Origin of the sequence: Oryzomicrobium sp. (assembly GCF_021287045.1) — a bacterium.
Taxonomy (GTDB): Bacteria; Pseudomonadota; Gammaproteobacteria; order Burkholderiales; family Rhodocyclaceae; genus Oryzomicrobium.
Window position 1 is genome coordinate 102,117 of record NZ_JAJTBG010000002.1, and the last position, 19,155, is coordinate 121,271.

At 70.2% G+C, this 19,155-nt stretch carries 17 protein-coding genes; 10 read left to right on the forward strand and 7 right to left on the reverse strand.

The annotated features are described in order from the left end of the window. Positions 1-24: 24 nt before the first annotated feature. Both LWW89_RS02425 and LWW89_RS02430 read left to right on the forward strand, forming a co-directional pair. Entirely contained in the window at positions 25-1,647 is a 1,623-nt protein-coding gene (locus tag LWW89_RS02425) for an ABC-F family ATPase (protein ID WP_293260592.1), read from the forward strand. A gap of 281 nt (positions 1,648-1,928) precedes the next feature. Further along, positions 1,929-3,755 carry a Cache 3/Cache 2 fusion domain-containing protein gene (locus LWW89_RS02430; RefSeq protein WP_293260593.1) on the forward strand — a complete coding sequence of 609 codons (1,827 nt, stop codon included), beginning with the start codon at positions 1,929-1,931 and terminating at the stop codon, positions 3,753-3,755. A gap of 161 nt (positions 3,756-3,916) precedes the next feature. Here LWW89_RS02430 and LWW89_RS02435 read toward each other — a convergent pair whose 3' ends face one another. After that, positions 3,917-5,845 (reverse strand): ATP-binding cassette domain-containing protein, encoded by a 1,929-nt coding sequence (locus LWW89_RS02435; protein ID WP_293260594.1) that lies wholly within the window; start codon positions 5,843-5,845, stop codon positions 3,917-3,919. A 186-nt stretch (positions 5,846-6,031) separates the two neighbouring features. On the opposite strand from LWW89_RS02435, the gene LWW89_RS02440 reads away from it, so the two are divergent. From LWW89_RS02440 to LWW89_RS02475, 8 genes are all read left to right on the forward strand, one after another. Then, on the forward strand, positions 6,032-6,859 hold the full coding sequence (locus tag LWW89_RS02440; RefSeq protein ID WP_293260595.1) for a hypothetical protein: 828 nt from the start codon (positions 6,032-6,034) through the stop codon (positions 6,857-6,859). A gap of 175 nt (positions 6,860-7,034) precedes the next feature. Next, positions 7,035-7,643 (forward strand): riboflavin synthase, encoded by a 609-nt coding sequence (locus LWW89_RS02445; RefSeq protein ID WP_293260596.1) that lies wholly within the window; start codon positions 7,035-7,037, stop codon positions 7,641-7,643. After that, on the forward strand, positions 7,640-8,770 hold the full coding sequence (ribBA, locus tag LWW89_RS02450; RefSeq protein ID WP_293260597.1) for a bifunctional 3,4-dihydroxy-2-butanone-4-phosphate synthase/GTP cyclohydrolase II: 1,131 nt from the start codon (positions 7,640-7,642) through the stop codon (positions 8,768-8,770). Before LWW89_RS02445 ends, ribBA begins: the two co-directional genes overlap by 4 nt. A gap of 22 nt (positions 8,771-8,792) precedes the next feature. Further along, positions 8,793-9,278: a 6,7-dimethyl-8-ribityllumazine synthase gene (gene ribH, locus LWW89_RS02455; RefSeq protein ID WP_293260598.1), complete on the forward strand. Its 486-nt coding sequence runs from the start codon at positions 8,793-8,795 to the stop codon at positions 9,276-9,278. Then, positions 9,275-9,856 (forward strand): transcription antitermination factor NusB, encoded by a 582-nt coding sequence (nusB, locus tag LWW89_RS02460; protein ID WP_293260599.1) that lies wholly within the window; start codon positions 9,275-9,277, stop codon positions 9,854-9,856. Before ribH ends, nusB begins: the two co-directional genes overlap by 4 nt. Before the next feature lie 28 nt (positions 9,857-9,884). After that, positions 9,885-10,895 (forward strand): thiamine-phosphate kinase, encoded by a 1,011-nt coding sequence (thiL, locus tag LWW89_RS02465; protein WP_293260600.1) that lies wholly within the window; start codon positions 9,885-9,887, stop codon positions 10,893-10,895. A 63-nt stretch (positions 10,896-10,958) separates the two neighbouring features. Beyond that, positions 10,959-11,447 (forward strand): phosphatidylglycerophosphatase A, encoded by a 489-nt coding sequence (locus tag LWW89_RS02470; RefSeq protein WP_293260601.1) that lies wholly within the window; start codon positions 10,959-10,961, stop codon positions 11,445-11,447. Positions 11,448-11,482: 35 nt separating this feature from the next. Continuing rightward, the gene (locus tag LWW89_RS02475) at positions 11,483-11,986 is read left to right on the forward strand and encodes a CinA family protein (RefSeq protein WP_293261279.1); all 504 of its coding nucleotides are present in this window, start codon (positions 11,483-11,485) and stop codon (positions 11,984-11,986) included. A gap of 164 nt (positions 11,987-12,150) precedes the next feature. On the opposite strand, the gene LWW89_RS02480 is transcribed toward LWW89_RS02475, so the two are convergent. The 6 genes from LWW89_RS02480 to LWW89_RS02505 are packed head-to-tail and all read right to left on the reverse strand — an operon-like array spanning position 12,151 to position 19,155. Beyond that, positions 12,151-12,984, reverse strand: a complete 834-nt coding sequence (locus LWW89_RS02480; RefSeq protein ID WP_293260602.1) for a hypothetical protein — start codon at positions 12,982-12,984, stop codon at positions 12,151-12,153. A 4-nt stretch (positions 12,985-12,988) separates the two neighbouring features. Further along, positions 12,989-14,038 (reverse strand): YaiO family outer membrane beta-barrel protein, encoded by a 1,050-nt coding sequence (locus LWW89_RS02485; RefSeq protein ID WP_293260603.1) that lies wholly within the window; start codon positions 14,036-14,038, stop codon positions 12,989-12,991. Beyond that, the gene (gene wecB, locus LWW89_RS02490) at positions 14,008-15,207 is read right to left on the reverse strand and encodes a UDP-N-acetylglucosamine 2-epimerase (non-hydrolyzing) (RefSeq protein WP_293260604.1); all 1,200 of its coding nucleotides are present in this window, start codon (positions 15,205-15,207) and stop codon (positions 14,008-14,010) included. The genes LWW89_RS02485 and wecB overlap by 31 nt, the downstream gene beginning before the upstream one ends. Continuing rightward, complete coding sequence (locus LWW89_RS02495) at positions 15,204-17,072, reverse strand: hypothetical protein (protein WP_293260605.1); 1,869 nt, start codon at positions 17,070-17,072, stop codon at positions 15,204-15,206. Before LWW89_RS02495 ends, wecB begins: the two co-directional genes overlap by 4 nt. Next, positions 17,057-18,073, reverse strand: coding sequence for a hypothetical protein (locus tag LWW89_RS02500; protein ID WP_293260606.1), 1,017 nt, complete (start codon positions 18,071-18,073; stop codon positions 17,057-17,059). Before LWW89_RS02500 ends, LWW89_RS02495 begins: the two co-directional genes overlap by 16 nt. After that, positions 18,070-19,155: a hypothetical protein gene (locus tag LWW89_RS02505; RefSeq protein ID WP_293260607.1), complete on the reverse strand. Its 1,086-nt coding sequence runs from the start codon at positions 19,153-19,155 to the stop codon at positions 18,070-18,072. The genes LWW89_RS02500 and LWW89_RS02505 overlap by 4 nt, the downstream gene beginning before the upstream one ends.

Here is a 19,155-nt window from a genome sequence, read left to right on the forward strand (position 1 = left end):
GTTCGTCCCGCCACAGGATTCACCGTGCTCGTCGCCAACAACATCACCATGCAATTCGGGGCCAAGCCCCTGTTCGAAAACGTCTCCGTCAAGTTCGGCGAGGGCTACCGCTATGGCCTGATCGGCGCCAACGGGGCGGGCAAGTCCACCTTCATGAAGATCCTCTGCGGCGACCTCGACCCCTCCGCCGGCAACGTCAGCAAGGACGTACACGAGCGCATGGCCTACCTGCGCCAGGACCAGTTCGCCTACGAGGACCAGCGGGTGATCGACGTGGTGCTGATGGGCCACGAAGAGATGTGGGCGTGCATGCAGGAGAAGGACGCCATCTACGCTAACCCGGAAGCCACCGAAGACGACTACATGAAGGCGGCCGAACTGGAAGGCAAGTTCGCCGAATACGACGGCTACACCGCCGAATCCCGGGCCGGCGAGCTGCTGCTCGGCGTGGGCATCCCCACCGAAAAGCACTTCGGCCCGATGCGCGAGGTAGCCCCGGGCTGGAAGCTGCGGGTGCTGCTGGCCCAGGCCCTGTTCGCCAACCCGGACATCCTGCTGCTGGACGAACCGACCAACAACCTGGACATCAACACCATCCGCTGGCTGGAAAACGTGCTCAACGAGCGCGAATCCACCATGATCATCATTTCCCACGACCGCCACTTCCTCAACCAGGTCTGTACCCATATGGCCGACCTGGACTACGGCAAGATCACGGTCTACCCGGGTACCTACGACGACTTCATGGAAGCCTCGACCCAGGCCCGGGAACGTCAGCAGAACGCCAACGCCAAGGCCAAGGAGCGGGTCGCCGAGTTGCAGGAATTCGTGCGCCGCTTCTCCGCCAACAAGTCCAAGGCCAAGCAGGCCACCTCCCGCCTCAAGCTGATCGACAAGATCAAGCCCGAGGACGTGAAGCCCTCGTCGCGCCAGTACCCGTGGATTCGCTTCGAGTACGACGACAAGGACAAGCTGCACCGGCTGGCGGTGGAAGTGGAAAACCTGTCCTTCACCTACCCGGGCGGCGAGCGGCCGATCTTCAACAATCTGACCTTCGCCGTGGAAGCCGGCGACCGGGTGGCGGTGATCGGTGAGAACGGCGCCGGTAAGACCACCCTGCTCAAGCTCCTGATGGGCGAGCTGACCCCCAACCACGGCACCCTCAAGTGGGCCGACAAGGCCAAGCTCGGCTACTACGCCCAGGACCACGCCGCCGAGTTCGCCAACCCGGTCAGCCTGACCGACTGGGTGGCGCCCTACGCGCGGGCCACCATCGCCGACGGCGGCGACCTGGAAACCCTGATCCGCGGCACCCTGGGCCGGCTGCTCTTCTCCGGCGATGAGCAGAAGAAGCCGACCAACGTCATCTCCGGGGGCGAGCAGGGCCGCATGATCTTCGGCCGGCTGATGCTGGAAAAGCCCAACGTGCTAGTGATGGACGAACCGACCAACCACCTGGACATGGAGTCGATCGAATCCCTCAACACCGCCCTGGACAAGTTCAAGGGCACCCTGGTGTTCGTCTCCCACGACCGGGAATTCGTCTCCACCATCGCCAACCGCATCATCGAGGTGAAGGGCGACGGCACCGTGGTCAATTACCAGGGCAGCTACGAGGACTACCTGGCCAGCCAGGGCGTCGAGTAAAGCGACCGCCGCAACCGGCCCCCGGGGCCGGCTGCAACAAGCCCGGGAGGCCACGCCGTCCCGGGCTTTTTCATGGGCGCGAGGTTGGCCTTGCCCCAGCGGCCGCCGCCCCGCCTGCGTGGGCGCATGGCTGAAGAATGGCGTGGACATTGGCTTTCCGGCCTGGCCGACCTGTGGATAGTCCCTAAAGGATGACAGTGCGATTGTTGCTAGGGTAAGACCCTGCGCCGTGCCACCCGCGCGGCGCCAACTCGACACCGCATCCCCATGAAGGACTCCAGATGAAAGGTTTGGGACTCCAGGCCCGTTTCGCCCTCTTCGGTTTCGCGCCCCTGGTGGTGGCCCTGGTCATCGGGGCGATGGCCCTCTCGATCAACGAATCCCGCCGCATGGAAGCGGAAGTGCGGCAGCAGTCCGCCAACACCGCCGCCAGCATCCTGCAACTGTTGCAGTTGAGCGACGGCCTGGTCGGCGAGCAGACCCGCAGCGCCATGAAGCTGTTCAAGGAAACGAGCGCCCAGCTCGGCCCGGCCAGCGCGGGCGAGGCGGTAGCGGTGGGCGGCCGCACGCCGCCCAACCTGCGCTTCGGCGGCCGGGGCCAGGCCCTGGGCACGGCCCTGGTGGACGGCATGACCGGCATCGCCGGCGGCAGCGCCACCCTCTTCGCCCGGGACGGGCAGGACTTCGTGCGCATCGCCACCAACGTCAAGACAGCGGACGGCCAGCGGGCCGTCGGCACGGCCCTGGACCCGAACGGCAAGGCCTACGCCGCCCTCAGCCGGGGCGAGGCCTTCTACGGCCAGGTGGACATCCTCGGCTCCCCCTACCTGACCGGCTACGAGCCCATCGTGGATGGGGCCGGCAAGGTGGTCGGCGCCTGGTACGTGGGCTTCAAGGCCGATCTGGCCGGGCTCAAGGCCCTGATCGGCGAGAGCGCCGCCTTCGGCTCCGGCTTCGTCGCCCTGCTCGACGGCAAGGGCCAGCCCTTCCTCCATTCCCGGGGCATCGAGCCCGACGCGCTCCTGGCGCGCCTGGCGGAAGCCCGCCGGGACGGCGGGCGCGACTGGGAAGCGATCGAACGGGACTTTCCGGCCTGGGGCTTCCGGGTGGCGGTGGCCTACAGCCGCCAGGAAGTGGCCGAAGCCGGCCGCCGCGCCGCCCTGCCGGTGCTGGCGGGGGGCCTGGTCATCACCGCCGCCCTGCTGGCCCTGCTCACCCTGGTCCTGCGCCGGGTGGTGCTGGCCCCGGTCCGCCAGGCCGTGGCGGCCGCCGACGCCCTGGCCGAAGGCGACCTGACGGCGCGCCCCGAGGCCGCGCGGGACGACGAGATCGGCCGCCTGCTCCAGGCCATGGCGCACATGACGGACCGCCTGGCGAACATCATCGGCCAGGTGCGCGGCGCCGCCGACAACCTTTCGGCGGCGTCGGAGGAAGTCTCGGCCACCGCCCAGTCCCTGGCCCAGTCCGCCAGCCAGCAGGCGGCGTCGGTGGAGGAGATTTCGGCCACTCTGGAGCAATCCACCGCTTCGGTGCATACCAACACCGAGAACGCCCACACCACCGACGGCATGGCCACCCAGGCCGCCCGGGAGGCGGAAGCCGGCGGCGCCGCCGTGGCCGAGAACGTCCAGGCCATGCGCCAGATCGCCGACAAGGTGGGCATCATCGACGACATCGCCTACCAGACCAACCTGCTGGCCCTCAACGCCGCCATCGAGGCGGCCCGGGCCGGGGAACACGGCAAGGGCTTCGCCGTGGTGGCCGCCGAAGTGCGCAAGCTGGCCGAGCGCAGCCAGGTGGCCGCCGGCGAGATCGGCACCGTGGCCGGCACCACGGTACGCCAGGCGGCGCATGCGGGGGAACTGCTGGAGCGCATCGTGCCGACCATCGGCCAGACCTCGGCCCTGGTGCGGAACATCGCCAGCGCCTCGGAAGAGCAGGCCCGCGGCATCGCCCAGATCAACCAGGCCATGGGCCAGCTCAACCAGGCCACCCAGCAGAACGCCTCGGCCTCCGAGGAGCTGGCGGCCACGGCAGAAGAAATGGGCGCCCAGGCCGAATCCCTGCAACAACTGATGCACTTCTTCCGGCTCAACCCGGGGCGCTGAGGGGGCGCCGCCCCTGACTGGACAGGCGTTGAGGCGGCGCGCAAGGTCCGCGCCAGACGGGCATCTTCGGGCGGGCACGGCCAAACGCCGCGCCCTGCCACGGGTTTGGGGCAGGCCCCGTGGAAACCCGCGCCAGGCGCGGACTTCCGAGCTGCCCCCCGTTATGCCTCGGGCAGAGACTCCAGGGCTTCCTGCACTTCGAGCCAGCGCATCTCGCCGTCCTCGATCATCGTCGCCAGTTCGCCCTGGCGCTTGAGCAGGCCGGCCAGCTGGGGGTGGGGCGGGCTGGTGTAGAGGGACGAATCGGCGAGGCGCTCTTCGAGCAGCTTCTTCTCGCCCTGCCAGCCGTGCAGTTTCTTTTCCAGTTGCTCGCCTTCCTTGACCAGGGGACGGCGCTTGGCCAGCAGTTCCTTGCGCGCCGCGGCGTCGGCCTCCCGGCTGGCGGCGCGCTCGGCCTTGGCTTCCTTGGCTTCCACGTCCACCGGCCGGGCGGCGTTGCGCGCCTGGGTCAGCCAGGCGGCGTAGTCGTCCAGGTCGCCGTCGAAGGGCGTCACCTGGCCGTCGGCCACCAGCAGCAGGGTGTCGGCGGTGGTCTTGACCAGGTGCCGGTCGTGGGAAACCAGCACCACGCCGCCCTCGAAGCCTTGCAGGGCGAAGGCCAGGGCCTCGCGCATCTCCAGGTCCAGGTGGTTGGTGGGTTCGTCGAGCAGCAGCAGGTTGGGGCGCTGCCAGATCAGCAGGGCCAGGGCCAGGCGCGATTTCTCGCCGCCGGAGAAGGGCGCCACCGGCCGGGTGGCGGCGTCGCCGCGGAAGTCGAAGCCGCCCAGATAGTCGCGATGCTGCTGCTCCGGGGTGTCCGGGTCGAGCCAGCGCAGGTGGTCGAGGGCCGAACCCTCGGGGCGCAGGGCTTCCACCTGGTGCTGGGCGAAGTAGCCGATCTTGAGGGCCTTGGCCTCCTGGCGCTCGCCGGCCAGGGGCGGATGAACGCCGGCCAGCAGCTTGATCAAGGTCGATTTGCCGGCGCCGTTCATGCCCAGCAGGCCGATCCGGTCGCCGGGGCGGATGGTCAGGCGCACGTGGCTGAGGATGGTGCGCTCGATCGTGTTCTCACCCGCAGCGCTGCGGTAGCCGGCCTGGATCTTGTCCAGGCTGAGGAGGGGGTCGGGCAGGGCTTCGGGATCGCGGAAGCTGAAGGTGAACGGGGTGTCCACGTGGGCCGCCGCCACCGTCTCCATGCGCGCCAGGGCCTTGATGCGGCTCTGGGCCTGGCGGGCCTTGGTGGCCTTGGCGCGGAAGCGGTCGATGTAGACCTGCAGGTGGGCCACCTCGCGCTGCTGCTTCTCGAACAGGGACTGCTGCTGGGCCAGTTGGGCGGCGCGCTGGGTCTCGAAGTCGGAGTAGCCGCCCTTGTACAGGGTCATGGCCTGCTGCTCGATGGCCAGCACGTTGCCGCATACCGCATCGAGAAAGTCCCGGTCGTGGGAGATCAACAGCAGGGTGCCCCGGTAGCTCTTCAGCCAGGTCTCCAGCCACAGCACCGCGTCCAGGTCCAGGTGGTTGGTCGGTTCGTCGAGCAGCAGCAGGTCGGAGCGGCACATCAGGGCCCGGGCCAGGTTGAGGCGCATGCGCCAGCCGCCGGAGAACTCGGCCACCGGGCGGGAAAAATCCGGATCGTGGAAGCCCAGGCCGTGCAGCAGTTCCGCCGCCCGGGCCTTGGCGCCGTAGCCGCCGATCTCGCCCAGGCGGGCGTGGATGGCACCGATGGCCTCGCCGTCGTGGCTTTCCTCGGCCCGGGCCAGATCGGCCTCCAGGCGGCGCAGTTCCTCGTCGCCGTCGAGGACGAAGTCCAGGGCCGGCGAAGGCAGGGCCGGGGTTTCCTGGGCGACGTGGGCCATCACCCAGCGCTCGGGCCACTCCAGGTCGCCGGATTCCGGGTGCAGGCCGCCGTTGAACAGGGCGAAGAAGGTGGACTTGCCGCTGCCGTTGCCCCCCACCAGGCCGACGCGCCAACCCGGGGCGATCTGTAGCGAGGCGTCGCGCACCAGGGGATGGCCCGCCCGGGCGAAGGTCAAACGGCGAAGAACGATCATGGCAAATCCAGAACTGAGAGGGACATCACCCCGGACACTGCCCGACACACGGCCCATCGCCGTGCACCCATAGGGGGCGGACAGGGGCGGCAACCGGCGTCGGCGCGCCGCGGCCGAACGGCCGGCGGGTTTCGGAAAACGGGGAAATCCCCTATTTTACGGGGATTCGGAATTTCCCCCACCGCCATGCGCTTCTCCCGTCCCGCCTCAGCCCTCCCCGCCGCCCCCACCGCAACCCTTCGCACGCCGCGCCTCATCGCGGCCACCCTTCTCGGCCTTTTCACCCTTTGCGCCCTACTGCCAGCCACCGTCCACGCCCAGCCGGCCCCGGCCAACGACCAGCCCTGGAGCGGCGACGCCGAGCGCGCCGGCCTGGTCGGCCGGGCCGATACCCTGCGCACCCGGGCCAAGGCCATGCGCGACGAATCGGTGGCCAAGTACCAGGCCGAGTATCAGGCCTGCTACGCCCGCTTCCGCGTCGTCGCGTGCCAGGACGAGGCCAAGAAAGCCAAGACCGCCGCCGAACTCGAAGCCCGCAAGGTGGATGCCGAAGCCCGGGAATTGGAACTGGAGATTCGCACTCGGGACCAGGCCACCAAGGCCGCCCGCGAACGGGAAGAGGCACCGCGCCGCGCCGCCAGCCAGCAGCGCCAGAGCGAGGAATTCAAGGCCGACAAGGCGCGCCAGGACGCGGAGCGGGAACAGCGGCAGGAGGACAAGGCCAAGGCCGTGGAGGCCGGCGCCGCCCAGGCCGCCGCCGAGCGGCGCGAAACCGCCGCGCGCCTGTCCGGCAAGCGCGCCGACAAGGCCGCCCAGGCACCCGAAGCCGCCAAGCGGGCCGAGGACCAGCGCGCCAGCGTGCAGGAGGCCCACCAGCGCATGGCCGAGCGCGACGCCAAGGTGGCCGAGAAGAAGGCCCAGCGCGAGGCCAAGGCAAAACAGCGGGCCGAGGAACGGGCCAAGGCCGAGGCCGCCGGCATCATTCCGCCCCAGCCGACCGCCGCCAAGCCCTAGCCACCGTAGCCGCCGTCCGCCGCCGGACGCACCGGGGCGGGGCGCCGTCCCGCCCTTCGGCAACCACCGACCTCTTCCGGCCTCCGGCAACGCCGGCCCGGCCCTGCCCGGTGCCGGCGGGGCCCCGTGGTAAAATCGCCGCCTTTCCTCCCTCACCGCTTGCGCGGGAATCCCCATGTTCACCGGAATCATTGCCGCCGTCGGCCGCATCGCCGAGCGCACCCCCCGCGAAGCCGGGGTGCGCCTGACCATCGACGCCGGCACCCTGGACCTCAGCGACGTCGCCCTGGGCGACTCCATCGCCTGCAACGGCGTCTGCCTCACCGTGGTCGAGCTCGGCCCGCGCACGTTCAAGGTGGACGTCTCCCCCGAGTCCCTGTCCTGCACCGTCGGTCTGGAAGGCGACGGCCCGATCAACCTGGAAAAGGCCCTGCGCCTGGCCGACCGCCTGGGCGGCCACCTGGTGTCCGGCCACGTGGACGGAGTCGGTGAAGTGCTCGCCTTCGATGCCATCGGCGACAACCGCCGCCTGGTCATCCGCGCCCCGGCCGAGCTGGCCCGCTACATCGCGCGCAAGGGCTCGATCGCGGTCAACGGCGTGTCCCTGACCACCAACACGGTGGACGGCCGCGACCTCGCCATCAACCTGATCCCCCACACCCTGGACAACACCACCCTGCACCTGCTCGCGGCGGGCGCCAAGGTGAACCTGGAAGTGGACCTGATCGCCCGCTACGCCGAGCGCATGCTCAACGCCGACACCGAGAGCGAGGTGGCCGCATGAACGCCGTGCAAGCCTCCGCCATCGCCCCGGTCCAGGACATCATCGCCGACATCCGCGCCGGCAGGATGGTGATCCTGGTGGACGAGGAAGACCGGGAAAACGAGGGCGACCTGGTGCTCGCCGCCGAGTTCGTCACCCCGGAAGCGATCAACTTCATGGCCAAGTTCGGCCGTGGCCTGATCTGCCTGACCCTGACCGACGCCCGCTGCCGCCAGCTCGGCCTGGAGCAGATGGTGCGCGACAACAAGACGCCCCACGGCACCGCCTTCACCGTCTCGATCGAGGCCGCCGAAGGCGTCACCACCGGCATCTCCGCCCACGACCGCGCCCGCACCGTGCAGGCCGCCGTGGCCAAGGATGCGGGCCCGGACGACATCGTCCAGCCCGGCCACATCTTCCCCCTGCGCGCCCAGCCCGGCGGCGTGCTGGTGCGCGCCGGCCACACCGAGGCGGGCTGCGACTTCGCCGCCCTGGCGGGGCTGGAACCGGCCTCGGTGATCTGCGAGATCCTCAAGGACGACGGCACCATGGCCCGTCTGCCGGACCTGATCGAGTTCGCCCGGGAGCACGGCCTGAAGATCGGCACCATCGCCGACCTGATCCACTACCGCAGCCGGGTCGAAACCCTGGTCAGCCGCGTCGCCGAGCGCACCGTGAACACGCCCCACGGCGAGTTCCAGTTGATCGCCTACGCCGACCGGGTGGCCGAAGAGGTGCACCTGGCCCTGGTCAAGGGCGCCCCGGGGCCGGACACGGAAACCCTGGTGCGGGTACACGAGCCCGTGTCCATCCTCGACTTCCTCGACCCCGACAGCGGCCGCCACGCCTTTTCCCTGGACCAGTGCCAGCAGGCGGTGGCCCGCCACGGCACCGGGGTGATCGTGCTGCTGCACCGCCCCGAGAGCGGCGCCGACCTGAAAGCGGCCCTCACCGCCGCCCCCGCCGACAAGCCCGCCCCGCGCAAGTGGGACCCCCGCTCCTACGGCATCGGCGCCCAGATCCTGCGCGACCTCAAGGTGCGCAAGATGAAGCTGCTGGGCAGCCCGCGGCGCATGCCGTCGATGACCGGCTTCGACCTGGAAGTCACCGGCTACGTGCCTTCCCCGGCGGACGCCGCCGCCCTGTAACGAACACCAGACTGGAGCCCCCATGGCCCGTTTCAACGACATCTACGAATACGACGAGAACCTCGCCGGCGCCGGCCTCAAGGTCGGCGTGGTGATGAGCCGCTTCAACCAGGACGTGTGCGAGGGCCTGCTCTCGGCCTGCGTCACCCAGCTCAAGCAACTGGGCGTGGCCGACGCCGACATCGCCATCGCCACCGTGCCCGGCGCCCTGGAAATCCCGCCGGTGCTGCAACGCCTGGCCCAATCCGGCCGCTATAACGCCCTGGTGGCCCTGGGCGCGGTGATCCGCGGCGAGACCTACCACTTCGAGGTGGTGTCCAACGACGCCTGCCGCGCCATCATGGAAGTGCAGCTCGACACCGGCGTGCCGGTGGCCAACGGCGTGCTCACCTGCGAGGACGACGACCAGGCCATCGCCCGCATGCACGAAAAGGGCAGCGACTGCGCCAAGGCAGCGGTGGAAATGGCCAATCTGCACGCGGCAATCGCCGCCCGGGAGGGTGTATGAGCAAGAACGACGGCAAGGTCCTGCGCCACCAGGTGGGCAAGCCCTGGACGCCCCGGGAGAAGTCGCCCCGGCGCATGGCCCGGGAATACGTGATCCAGGGTCTCTACCAGTGGCGCGTCGGCGGCAACGACGAGGCCGCCATCGAGGCCACCCTGGAAGCCCTGGTGGCCGACGCCAAAGCCATCGAGGCCGAGGAAGCGGCGGAATTCGCCGCCGCCAACCCGGGTCTGGTCGCCGAGGCCCAGGCCAAGGAACCGCCCATCGACCGCAACTTCTTCCTCGCCCTGCTGCGCGGCGTGCTCGCCCAGCACGACGCCCTGGCGGCGGAGATCGCCCCCTGCCTGGACCGGCCTTTCGACGAGCTGTCGCCCATCGAGGCCGGTGTGCTGCTGCTCGGCGCCTTCGAGTTCAAGCACCACCCGGAAACCCCCTACAAGGTGGTGCTCAACGAAGCCATCGAGCTGGCCAAGGCTTTCGGCGGCACCGACGGGCACAAGTACGTGAACGGCGTGCTCGACAAGCTGGCCGCCCGCCTGCGCCCGGTGGAAGTGGAAGCGCGCAAGAACCCCGGCGCCTGATCCGCCCGGCACCGCGGACATCCCCATCATGCCCGGCACCGCCGCCCCCCCCGGCGAATTCGACCTGATCGACCGCCACTTCGCCCGCCCCACCCCCGGGGCGGATCTGGGGCCGGGGGACGACTGCGCCCTGGTGACCCCGACGCCGGGGATGCAGCTGGCGGCCACCACCGACATGCTGGTGGCCGGCACCCACTTCTTCGCCGACACCGACCCGGAAGCCCTGGGCTGGAAGACCCTGGCGGTGAACGTCTCGGACCTGGCGGCCATGGGCGCCACGCCGCGCTGGGCCCTGCTCGCCGGCGCCCTGCCGGCGGCCGACGAAGCCTGGATCGCCGCCTTCGCCAAAGGCTTCTTCGCCTGTGCCGGCGCCTTCGCCATGGACGTGATCGGCGGCGACACCACCCGGGGGCCCCTCAACCTGTGCGTCACCGCCCTGGGCGAAGTGCCCGCCGGCCGCGCCCTGCGCCGCGACGGGGCCAAGCCCGGCGACGACCTGTGGGTTTCCGGCCGCCCCGGCCTGGCCAACCTGGGCCTGCGCCACTTGCAAGGCGACCTCGACCTGCCCACGGCGCCGGTCGCGGGTGAGCCGCCGCTGCGCGACGCCTGTCTCGCCGCCCTGACCCGACCCCAGCCCCGGGTCGCCCTGGGCCTGGCCTTGCAGCGCCAGGGCCTGGCCCACGCCGCCATCGACGTTTCCGACGGCCTGCTCCAGGACCTGGGGCACATCGCCCGCCGTTCCGCCCTGGCCGCCACGGTGTGGCCCGAACGCCTGCCGGCTCTGCCCGCCGGGGTGGACGCGGCCATCGCCCGGGCTGCCCAGCTGGGCGGCGGCGACGACTACGAACTGGTCTTCGCCGCCCCCGCCGCCGCCCGGGAGGCCATCGCCGCCTTGGCCCACGCCTTGGACCTGCCCCTCACCCGCTTCGGCGTGCTGTCCGCCCCGGACGAGGCGCCGGCGGGCAGCGTCACCGCCCTGGACGAGGCCGGCCAGCTCTTCCCGGTGGCCCGGCGCGGCTACGACCACTTCGCCGCCTGAACGCCCCACGGCGGCGGCGAACCTTTTTCCACCCGCTCTCCCGATTCCGTCATTCCACACCCGATGAGCAACCGCCCCGGCCTGAAATTCCTCTTCGCCCACCCCGCCCACTTCATCGCCTGCGGCCTGGGTTCCGGCCTGTCGCCCTTCGCCCCGGGCACCGTCGGCACCCTGTTCGCCTGGGCCACCTTCCCGGTGCTGCGCCACGCCTTGCCCACCGACCTGCCCCTGCTGGTCTTCCTGCTGGTGTGCTTCGTCGGCGGCGTGGTGGCCGCCCACCGCACCGGCCGCGACCTGGGAGTGGTGGACCATGGGTCCATCGTCTGGGACGAGATCGTGCCCTTCTGGCTGGTGCTGGTGTTCTGCCCGGCCGGCTGGCTGTGGCAAACCGCCGCCTTCTTCCTGTTCCGCGTCTACGACATCGTCAAGCCCTACCCGGCCAACTACTTCGACGAGAAGGTGAAGAACGGCTTCGGCGTGATGGCCGACGACGTGTTCGCCGGCGCCTACACCATCCTGACCCTGGCCGTCGCCAAGTTCATCATCGGCTGACGTCCCCACGCATTTTTCCCGGAGCCTCCGCCATGATCACCCAGCGCGACCTGGAAGCCCTCGCCGCCAAGGCCGGCGCCCTGCTCTTGGCCCGGGGCGAATGGCTGGCCACCGCCGAATCCTGCACCGGCGGCTGGATCGCCCAGGCGGTCACGGCGATTGCCGGCAGTTCGGCCTGGTTCGACCGGGGTTTCGTCACCTATTCCAACGCGGCCAAAGAAGACATGCTCGGCGTGCCGCGCCAGACCTTGATTGCCACGGGTGCCGTCTCGGAAGCCACGGCCCGGGCCATGGCCGAAGGGGCCGTCGCCAAGAGCCGCGCCCAGTGGGCCGTTGCCGTGAGCGGCATCGCCGGCCCCAGCGGCGGCAGCCCGGACAAACCGGTGGGCACGGTGTGCTTCGCCTGGGCCGGCCCGGGCGGAGTCGAGGCGGTCACCCGCCATTTTCCCGGCGACCGGGAAGCGGTGCGCGCCGCCACTGCGGCCCTGGCCCTGTCCCACCTGATCACCCGGCTGGAAGGCGCCACGGTCGGCGCCTGATACGCAGCCGCCGCCGATAGATTAATTTTTCTAATACGTCGCGGCGGAAAAAGCCGCAAACTCAAGGACTGGCGCGGACCTTCGTTTTTCCGCCGGCCGGTCACATGAATTTTATTAATACATCCCTCGCCAGGCCCGGCGGGTCGGGAATCGGAAACCAGGAATCAGGCCGCCTCTTCTTCCTGGCGGCGGCGCAGGCTGAAGGTCGGCCAGTTCCAACTCATGCCCCAGGCGTAGAAGGCGATGAACATCATCACGTCGAGGAAGCTGCCGAACAGCAGGTAGAAGATGGGTAGGAACAGCAGGCTGAGGTGCCACAGCAGCACCGTGTGCAGGGCGAACTGGAAGGGCAGGGCCAGGGCGAAGTAGGCCAGCACCAGCGCGGTCAGGGCCAGCTTCTGGTGCAGCGGAAAGTTGAACACGTAGTAGGTGAAGCCGAAGATCCAGGGCACCAGGAACATCAGGATCAGCCCCATCGCCAGCCCGCTGAACAGGTAGGAGCCCAGGCCGTGGGGGAAGGAAGCCGGCACCAGGGCGAAATACACCAGGGCGGTGGCATGGATCAGCACCGCCGCCCGGATGGCGTAGATCAGGGGCAGCAGGCGGACCGGCGGGATCAGCTTGGTGGACAACCACAGCAGCACGCAGCCGATGGCGCTGATCCACCATTGCAGTTGGGTCGGGGCGCCGGCATACAGCTCGATGCGCGGCAGCCACACCGTGGCCACCACCAGGTCGAAGGGGGCGGCCACCAGGCCGCCGGGAAAGTCCGTGGCGGCGAACCAGAATTTCAGCACAGCGAACCAGAACGGCACGATCTCTTCGATCGACAGCAGCAGCAGCAGGTTGAAGACCAGCGGCAGCAGCAGGGCGATCAGCAGGTTCCCCTTGTGCAGGGAGACGTGGTAGATCGCCCGGTGCAGCTGGATACGCCGGCCGCCGAAGCCCTTCGAGCGGATGGCCTCGATGCGCGTTTGCAGGTCCTGGTCCCGGTCCATGGCGTCAGAAGTCCTTGAACAGGCTGAACTCGCCGCCCAGCCGGCGGTAGTAGGGGTTGCTGTACTCGCCCACCCGGGCCTGGAAGCCCCAGTCGCGGCCGACCCATTCGCGCCAGGTGAGCAGGGTGTCGTGGCTGGGGAAGTTGGCGAGGATGTTGTCGCCACTGCCCACCAGCTGGTAGCCCTCCTGGCCCTGGGCGAAGCGCAGGGAGATGAAGCGTTCCTTGTCGCGGCCGTAGGTCACCGCCACGTTGTAGTAGTCGGCGAAGACGCTGCCCGGATCGCTGCGGTTGATACGCACGCCGCCCTCGATCACCCAGGGGCCGTCGAAGTAGTAGGCGGCGTTGAGCAGCACGGCCAGGTCCCGGTGCTCGTCCTTGGCCTTGATCGAGGACAGGCCCACGCCGATCACCAGGTTGCGCGGTTCGAGGAACTTGCGGTTGATCACCACGTCGCCCCGGTAACGCGGCTGGAAGAAGCCGCCGTTGCTGGTGGCCAGGGAGGTGGACACGAACCAGTCGTCGTTGATGACGTGGGTGTTGCCGACCACGAACAGGAGGCCCCGGTCGCCAAACTGCTGGAGGTCGGCCACTTCGCCGGTCCAGGTGTTCTTGGGGTCCGAGGCGTACACGCCGCGCACGAACTGGCTGTTCCAGTTCTGGTAGCCGGCGGTGAGGGAGTTGAAACCGAAGCCGGCCTCGATGGTGCCCTTGGGTACGAACGGCTCCGGCGCTTCCGGCTCTCCCGGAGCTTCCGGCTCTCCCGGGGGCCCCGGGGGCCCCGGAGGGCCCGGGGGCCCGGGTGGGCCGGGCGGGCCGGGTTCGTCCTCGCCCGGCGCGGCGGGGGCTTCACCGGCGGCCGGTTCGGCCGGGGTGGTGGCCGGGGCCGGCGTCGCGGGGGACGCCAGGAAAGGCGCATCGGCGCTGGAGTTCAGAGGTGCGGCGGGAACGTTGACGGCCATTTCGGGCGCGGTATCCGGCTCGGCGGACCAGACGGCGCCTGCGGTGGCGCCGAGGATCAGGCTCAGACCGAGGCGGGAGAGACGGCGGGGCATATGTTTTTATGGTGGATGAAATGGTTGGAAAGGAGGGTGGCGATGCGCTGGCCGGCCAGCCCGTCGCCGAAGGGGTTGATGGCCTCGCGCATGGCGGCGGCCAGGGCCGGGCGGGTGGCCAGCTCGCGCACCGCGGCGGTCACCACGGCCCGGTCGGTGCCCACCAGCCGGCCGGCGCCGGCCTCGATCAGCTCGGGGCGCTCGGTGGTCTCGCGCAGCACCAGGATCGGAGTATGCACCGCGGCGGCTTCTTCCTGAATGCCACCGGAATCGGTGAGCACCAGCCAGGCACGGTGCAGCAGCCACATCAGGGCGGCATAGCCCATCGGCTGGGTGAGGAAGAGGCGGCCGGCGGCTTCGGCCGGCAAGTCGCCCAGGGCGCCGTGCACCACCTCCTGGACCCGAGGATTGGCGTGCACCGGCCAGACCACCAGCAGATCGGGGGATTCGAGCAGCAGGTCGCGCACCGCCCCGGCCACGCTGGCCAGGGGGCCGTTGAGGTTCTCGCGCCGGTGCGAGGTCACCAGCACCAAGCGGCGGCCGGGCAGCAGGCCGGGCAGGTCGGCCAGGTCCTGCTGGAGTTCGGGAATGGCTTCCTGCCTGGCGCCGTCCATTTTCCCGGCGAGTTGCACCGCATCCACGATGGTGTTGCCCACCATGTGGATGGCCTGCTCGGCGATGCCCTCGCGCAGCAGGTTGGCCCGGGCCTGGGCGGTGGGGGAGAAGTGCCAGGTGGCGAGACGGCCGATCAGTTCCCGGTTCTTCTCCTCGGGGAAGGGGTCGTACATGCAGTGGGAGCGCAGGCCGGCCTCGACGTGACCCACCGGCACCTGCTGGTAGAAGGCCGCCAGGGCCGCCATCAGGGCGCTGGAGGTGTCGCCGTGCACCAGCACGGCGGCCGGGGCACTGTCTTCCAGGATCCGGCCGATCTTGTCCACCATCAGGGCCGACAGGTGGGACAGGGTCTGGCGCTGCCGCTCCAGGTCCAGGCTGAGGGCCGGGCGCATGCCGAAGAAGTCGTACATGGGGTCGGCCATTTCCCGATGCTGGCCGGTGTGCAGCACCAGGGGCTCCAGGTCGGTGGCGCGCAGGGCATGGTAAACCGGGGCCATCTTGATGATCTCCGGCCGGGTGCCCATGCACAACAGGATGGTATTGGACAGTTTCATGGCAGTGCCTTGCGGGTGAATTCGAATTCGAAGTTGCGGCCGTGGCCGGCGACGACGCGCCAGGCGCGACCGATGTCCTCGACCCGGCCGTCGCCCACCGTCACGCGGGGCTGCTGCCCGCCGGCCTTGGGCACCTCCCAGGCCAGGTCGACCAGGTCGGTGGGGTGGGTGGCCTTGAGGGTCAGCCGGTCGCCGCTGCCGACGTAGGACCAGACCGCCTGCTCGCGGCGGTTGAGGAAGTCGGCGGCGGCGGACATGGTGGTCCAGCGGAAGCGGCCGGCGGCGTGCAGTTCCCGGGTATGGGCGAACAGGGCGCGCAGGGCCTCGGGGTAACGGTGGAAGCCGTGGGGGTGGGAGTAGATGGTGCGCAGGGTGCCGGTGTCGGCGGTGAAGTCGGCGGCGGAGGTGAGCCAGTTCTTGACCGTGTCTTCGCTCAATTCCTCTTCGTCGAACTCCTCGAAGGCGGCCATGTTGCCCAGGATGAGCACCGGGAAGGACCAGATGTGCTTGGCGTTGAGACGGCCGTTGCGGTAGCTGCGGGTGGGGGCCATGCCGGTGTTGCCGGTGAAGTAGTAGGCCACCATGTTGTGGGCCTCCAGCCACTCGGTCACCCATTCGGGCTGGTTGCCCAGAGGCGCCGAATACTCCCGGGACGGCCGCCCGGCGATGGCCGAGACCGCCTTCTCGTTCATCTCCAGGTACTTGACCATCTCATCCTTGTTGGTGTCGTTCACCCGGCCGCCGAAGTAGTTGTGGATCCAGCCGCCGTGGTCCCCCAGGGCGTCGCCCCGGTCCCGGAACCGGGCCACCCACTTGCGCGCCTGGGCGTTGTGCTCCAGGTCGAGGCCCTGCTTGTCGCCGAAGGCCGCCATGTCCGGGCCGGCGGTGAAGTGGATCGAGAACGGTCCCTGGTCCAGGGCGCCGAAGCTTTCCAGGCGCTCGAACTCGGGGGTCGAGGCGTTGGAGTCCACGTGCCAGTTGAACACCAGGCCGCCGATGCCGTCGGCGGTGGCCTTCAGCACCGGCAGGCCGAGCCGGTCGAACACCAGGTGGTGCAGAAAGGCGTGCAGCAGCGTCCCGTCGGTCTGGCCCTTGAGGTAGCCGATGGGGGTGTTGACGAACAGCACCCCGCCTTCGCCGAGGCGGCGGTAGCCGGCGGCCACCCCGCCCGAGTCGCTGGCGAGCAGTGCCTCGCCGGTGTAGGCGCCGGAGGTGGGCAGGATGGGGTAGAGCAGGGCGCCGTACTGGTAGCCGGTGATGGCGTAGGTCTTGCCATGGAGCAGTTCCTCGGCCGGGGGCGAGGACATCTCCATGGTCTTGCCCGGGGGCAGCAGGAGCCGGCGCCCCCCGGCGTCGGTGACGAACAGGGGGCCCCGCTCCACTCCACCGGCGCCGAAGCGCTCCCGGTCCGGGCCGTAGCGCACGCCCACCAGGCCGGACAGGGGAGAAGCCGCCCCCGCCGGCACGTCGCTGCTGATCACGGTGCCGCCGTCGTAGACCACCATCAGCTGGCCGCCCCGGGCGGCGAACTGCTCCAGGCGGTTGACCACCACCGGGGTGATCTGACGGTGCAGGTTGTCCGGCAGGATCGCCGCGCTGCCGCGGTCGCTCGTTTCGGGACGGAGCAGGAAGTCCGAATCGCTGATGGTGCGCATCGGAATGCCTTCTTCCTTGGCCGCATCCAGCCAGATGCTCACCGCCGGCGCGGCCGGGTCCTGGCCTTCGGGCAGGATCAGGTAGACGGTGTGCTCGGCCATCGCGGCATCGTTGCGCTGCCCCCACCAGGAATAAAGGGCTCCCAGGGCGACGAACAGCAGCGCCCAGGGCACGACGGCAAAGAGGAAGCGTTTCAGCGCAGCGAACATGGCGTATTGGGATCGACGTGGGTGGACAGCCCTTGCCACAGGGCGTCCTCAAGAACATTCCAGCGGGCGCCGTGGCGCAGCGCGGCGGTCTGGCGCACCCAGCAGGCGACAGTGGGGGCATCGCCCTGCTGTTGGGCCACCTGGGCCATCAGCCCCCAGGGATAGTCATCCGCCGACAGGGTCAACCAGGCGTGGCGGTAACGGCGCATCCACTCCCGGTAACCGATGGCGGGCTTTTTCATCAGGCTGGGCAGGCCGTGCAGCAGCGGGTAGAGCTGGGCCACCAGGTGGGGGTAGAAGGCCCCGTCGGCCTCGTCCTCGCTGGTGTGGCGCAGCAGGCCGTCGGCCTTGGGCGGGAACAGGCCGCCCAGGCGGCGCTCCACCAGGTCGGCCTGCTGGCGCAGGCGGCGGGCGCCGGCGGCATCGCCCCAGGCGGCCTGCTTGCCGGCGACGACGCGCAGGGCGGCCACCACCTCGCAATTATCCATGAGCAGGGCGACCCGCTGGGTTGGCGAGATCACGTAGCCCCCCAGGCGAGGATCGTACAGCCGAGCCAGGGCCGCCCGGCTCTGCTCGGCGCTGTTGTGCCAGGCGGGGGGCAGGCCCTCGGCCGGGGCGGCGACGTGGAGCAGCTCCAGCCACAGGGCGAGCAGGGAATCGTCGGCGTCGGCCTCCTGGCATTGCAGCCAAGCGCCGTCCTCGGCGATGCAGTAGCGGCCAAACAGGCCGTCGGCGGTGGGCCGGGCCAGCATCCAGTCGATCCAGCGGCCAGCCGGGGCGGCGATGTCCAGCCCCAGCTCCCGGGCCGCCAGAAGGGCCTTCAGGGCGAAGTAGGGATCGACGAAATCGCCCTGGTAGTGGGTGGTGATCGCCCCGTCGTCGCGCTGGTAGCCAGCCAGGTCGAGGCTGGCGCCCCGGGCCAGCCAGGGGGCGGCCGCCAGGGCCAGGCCGAGCACGAGGCCGCCCAGGCGGGCGGCCAGAGGGCGGGAGCGGCGGTTCATGCCAGCACCTCGCCCTCTTCCCGGGCCCAGATCGAGCCGTACACCAGAGCGCCGGGGGCGATGCGGATACGCGGCGCGGTGATGGTGGTGGGGTGGCCGGGGGCGCCGACCACGCAGCCGGGGCCGATTTCCACCACGTCTTCGGCGACGATCGGGCCCATGGCCTGACTGTCCCGCTCCATGACCACCCGGGCGCCCGCCACCACGCTGCCGTGGACCCGGCTGCCGCTATCGAGCAGCACGTCCCGGTTGCCCTTGATCGAGCCGGCAACGAAGGCACCGGCGCCGACCAGAAGGTCGGCGGATGCGATCAGGTGGCCCCGGTGCCAGGTGCCGCCGGCCACGGCCAGGTCCCCGCGCACCAGCCAGCGCCCCATGTCGCCGGCCTGGAGCCGGGGAGGGGCCTCCATGGCCTCACGGCGGCGCAGGCGCTGCCGGGGCGAGGCCGGGGCGGGCCGGACCAGGGGAGTGAATTCGATCCGCGGGGCATACATGCGGCCGAAGCGGCAGCCCGGGCCCAGCAGCAGGCGCTGCCCCGCCGAGGCCCGGCCGTAGAGCCGGCTGCCCTCGCCCGCCACCGCCACGCCGTCGGCATGGAGCCAACGCAGGACGTAGGTTTCCGCTCCCAGGCGGATGTCGCCCTTGGCCAGCACGGCACGCAGCACCAGGCCCGAACCACCGCGCAGGGAGCCCTCGGCATAGACCTCGCCGGAAAAGATGTGGTCGTTGGGCAACATCAGGTCGCCGGCCCCCAGGACCAGGCGGGTGGTTTCCCGGGCGTCGGCTTCCCGGCCTTGCAGGCGCGGGGCGCGGTCGGCCGGTACGGCGATCACCTGGGTGCCGTTGGACAGGGCGGCCTCCACCTGGGTCCCGTCAGTCCCGGCCCGGCCCAGGTAGGGGCGCAGCTGGGCATCGACGAAACGCTGGAAACCGGCGGCGAAGTGGCCGATGTGGCCGCCGTATTCGCGCACCACGTTGAGGGGCGCGGCGTCGCTCGGATGCAGCCATTCCAGGGCGGCCGGGGCGAGCGGCAGCAGGAACAGGACGGCGCAGCTGAGCGCCAGAAGCAGCAACCCGATCAT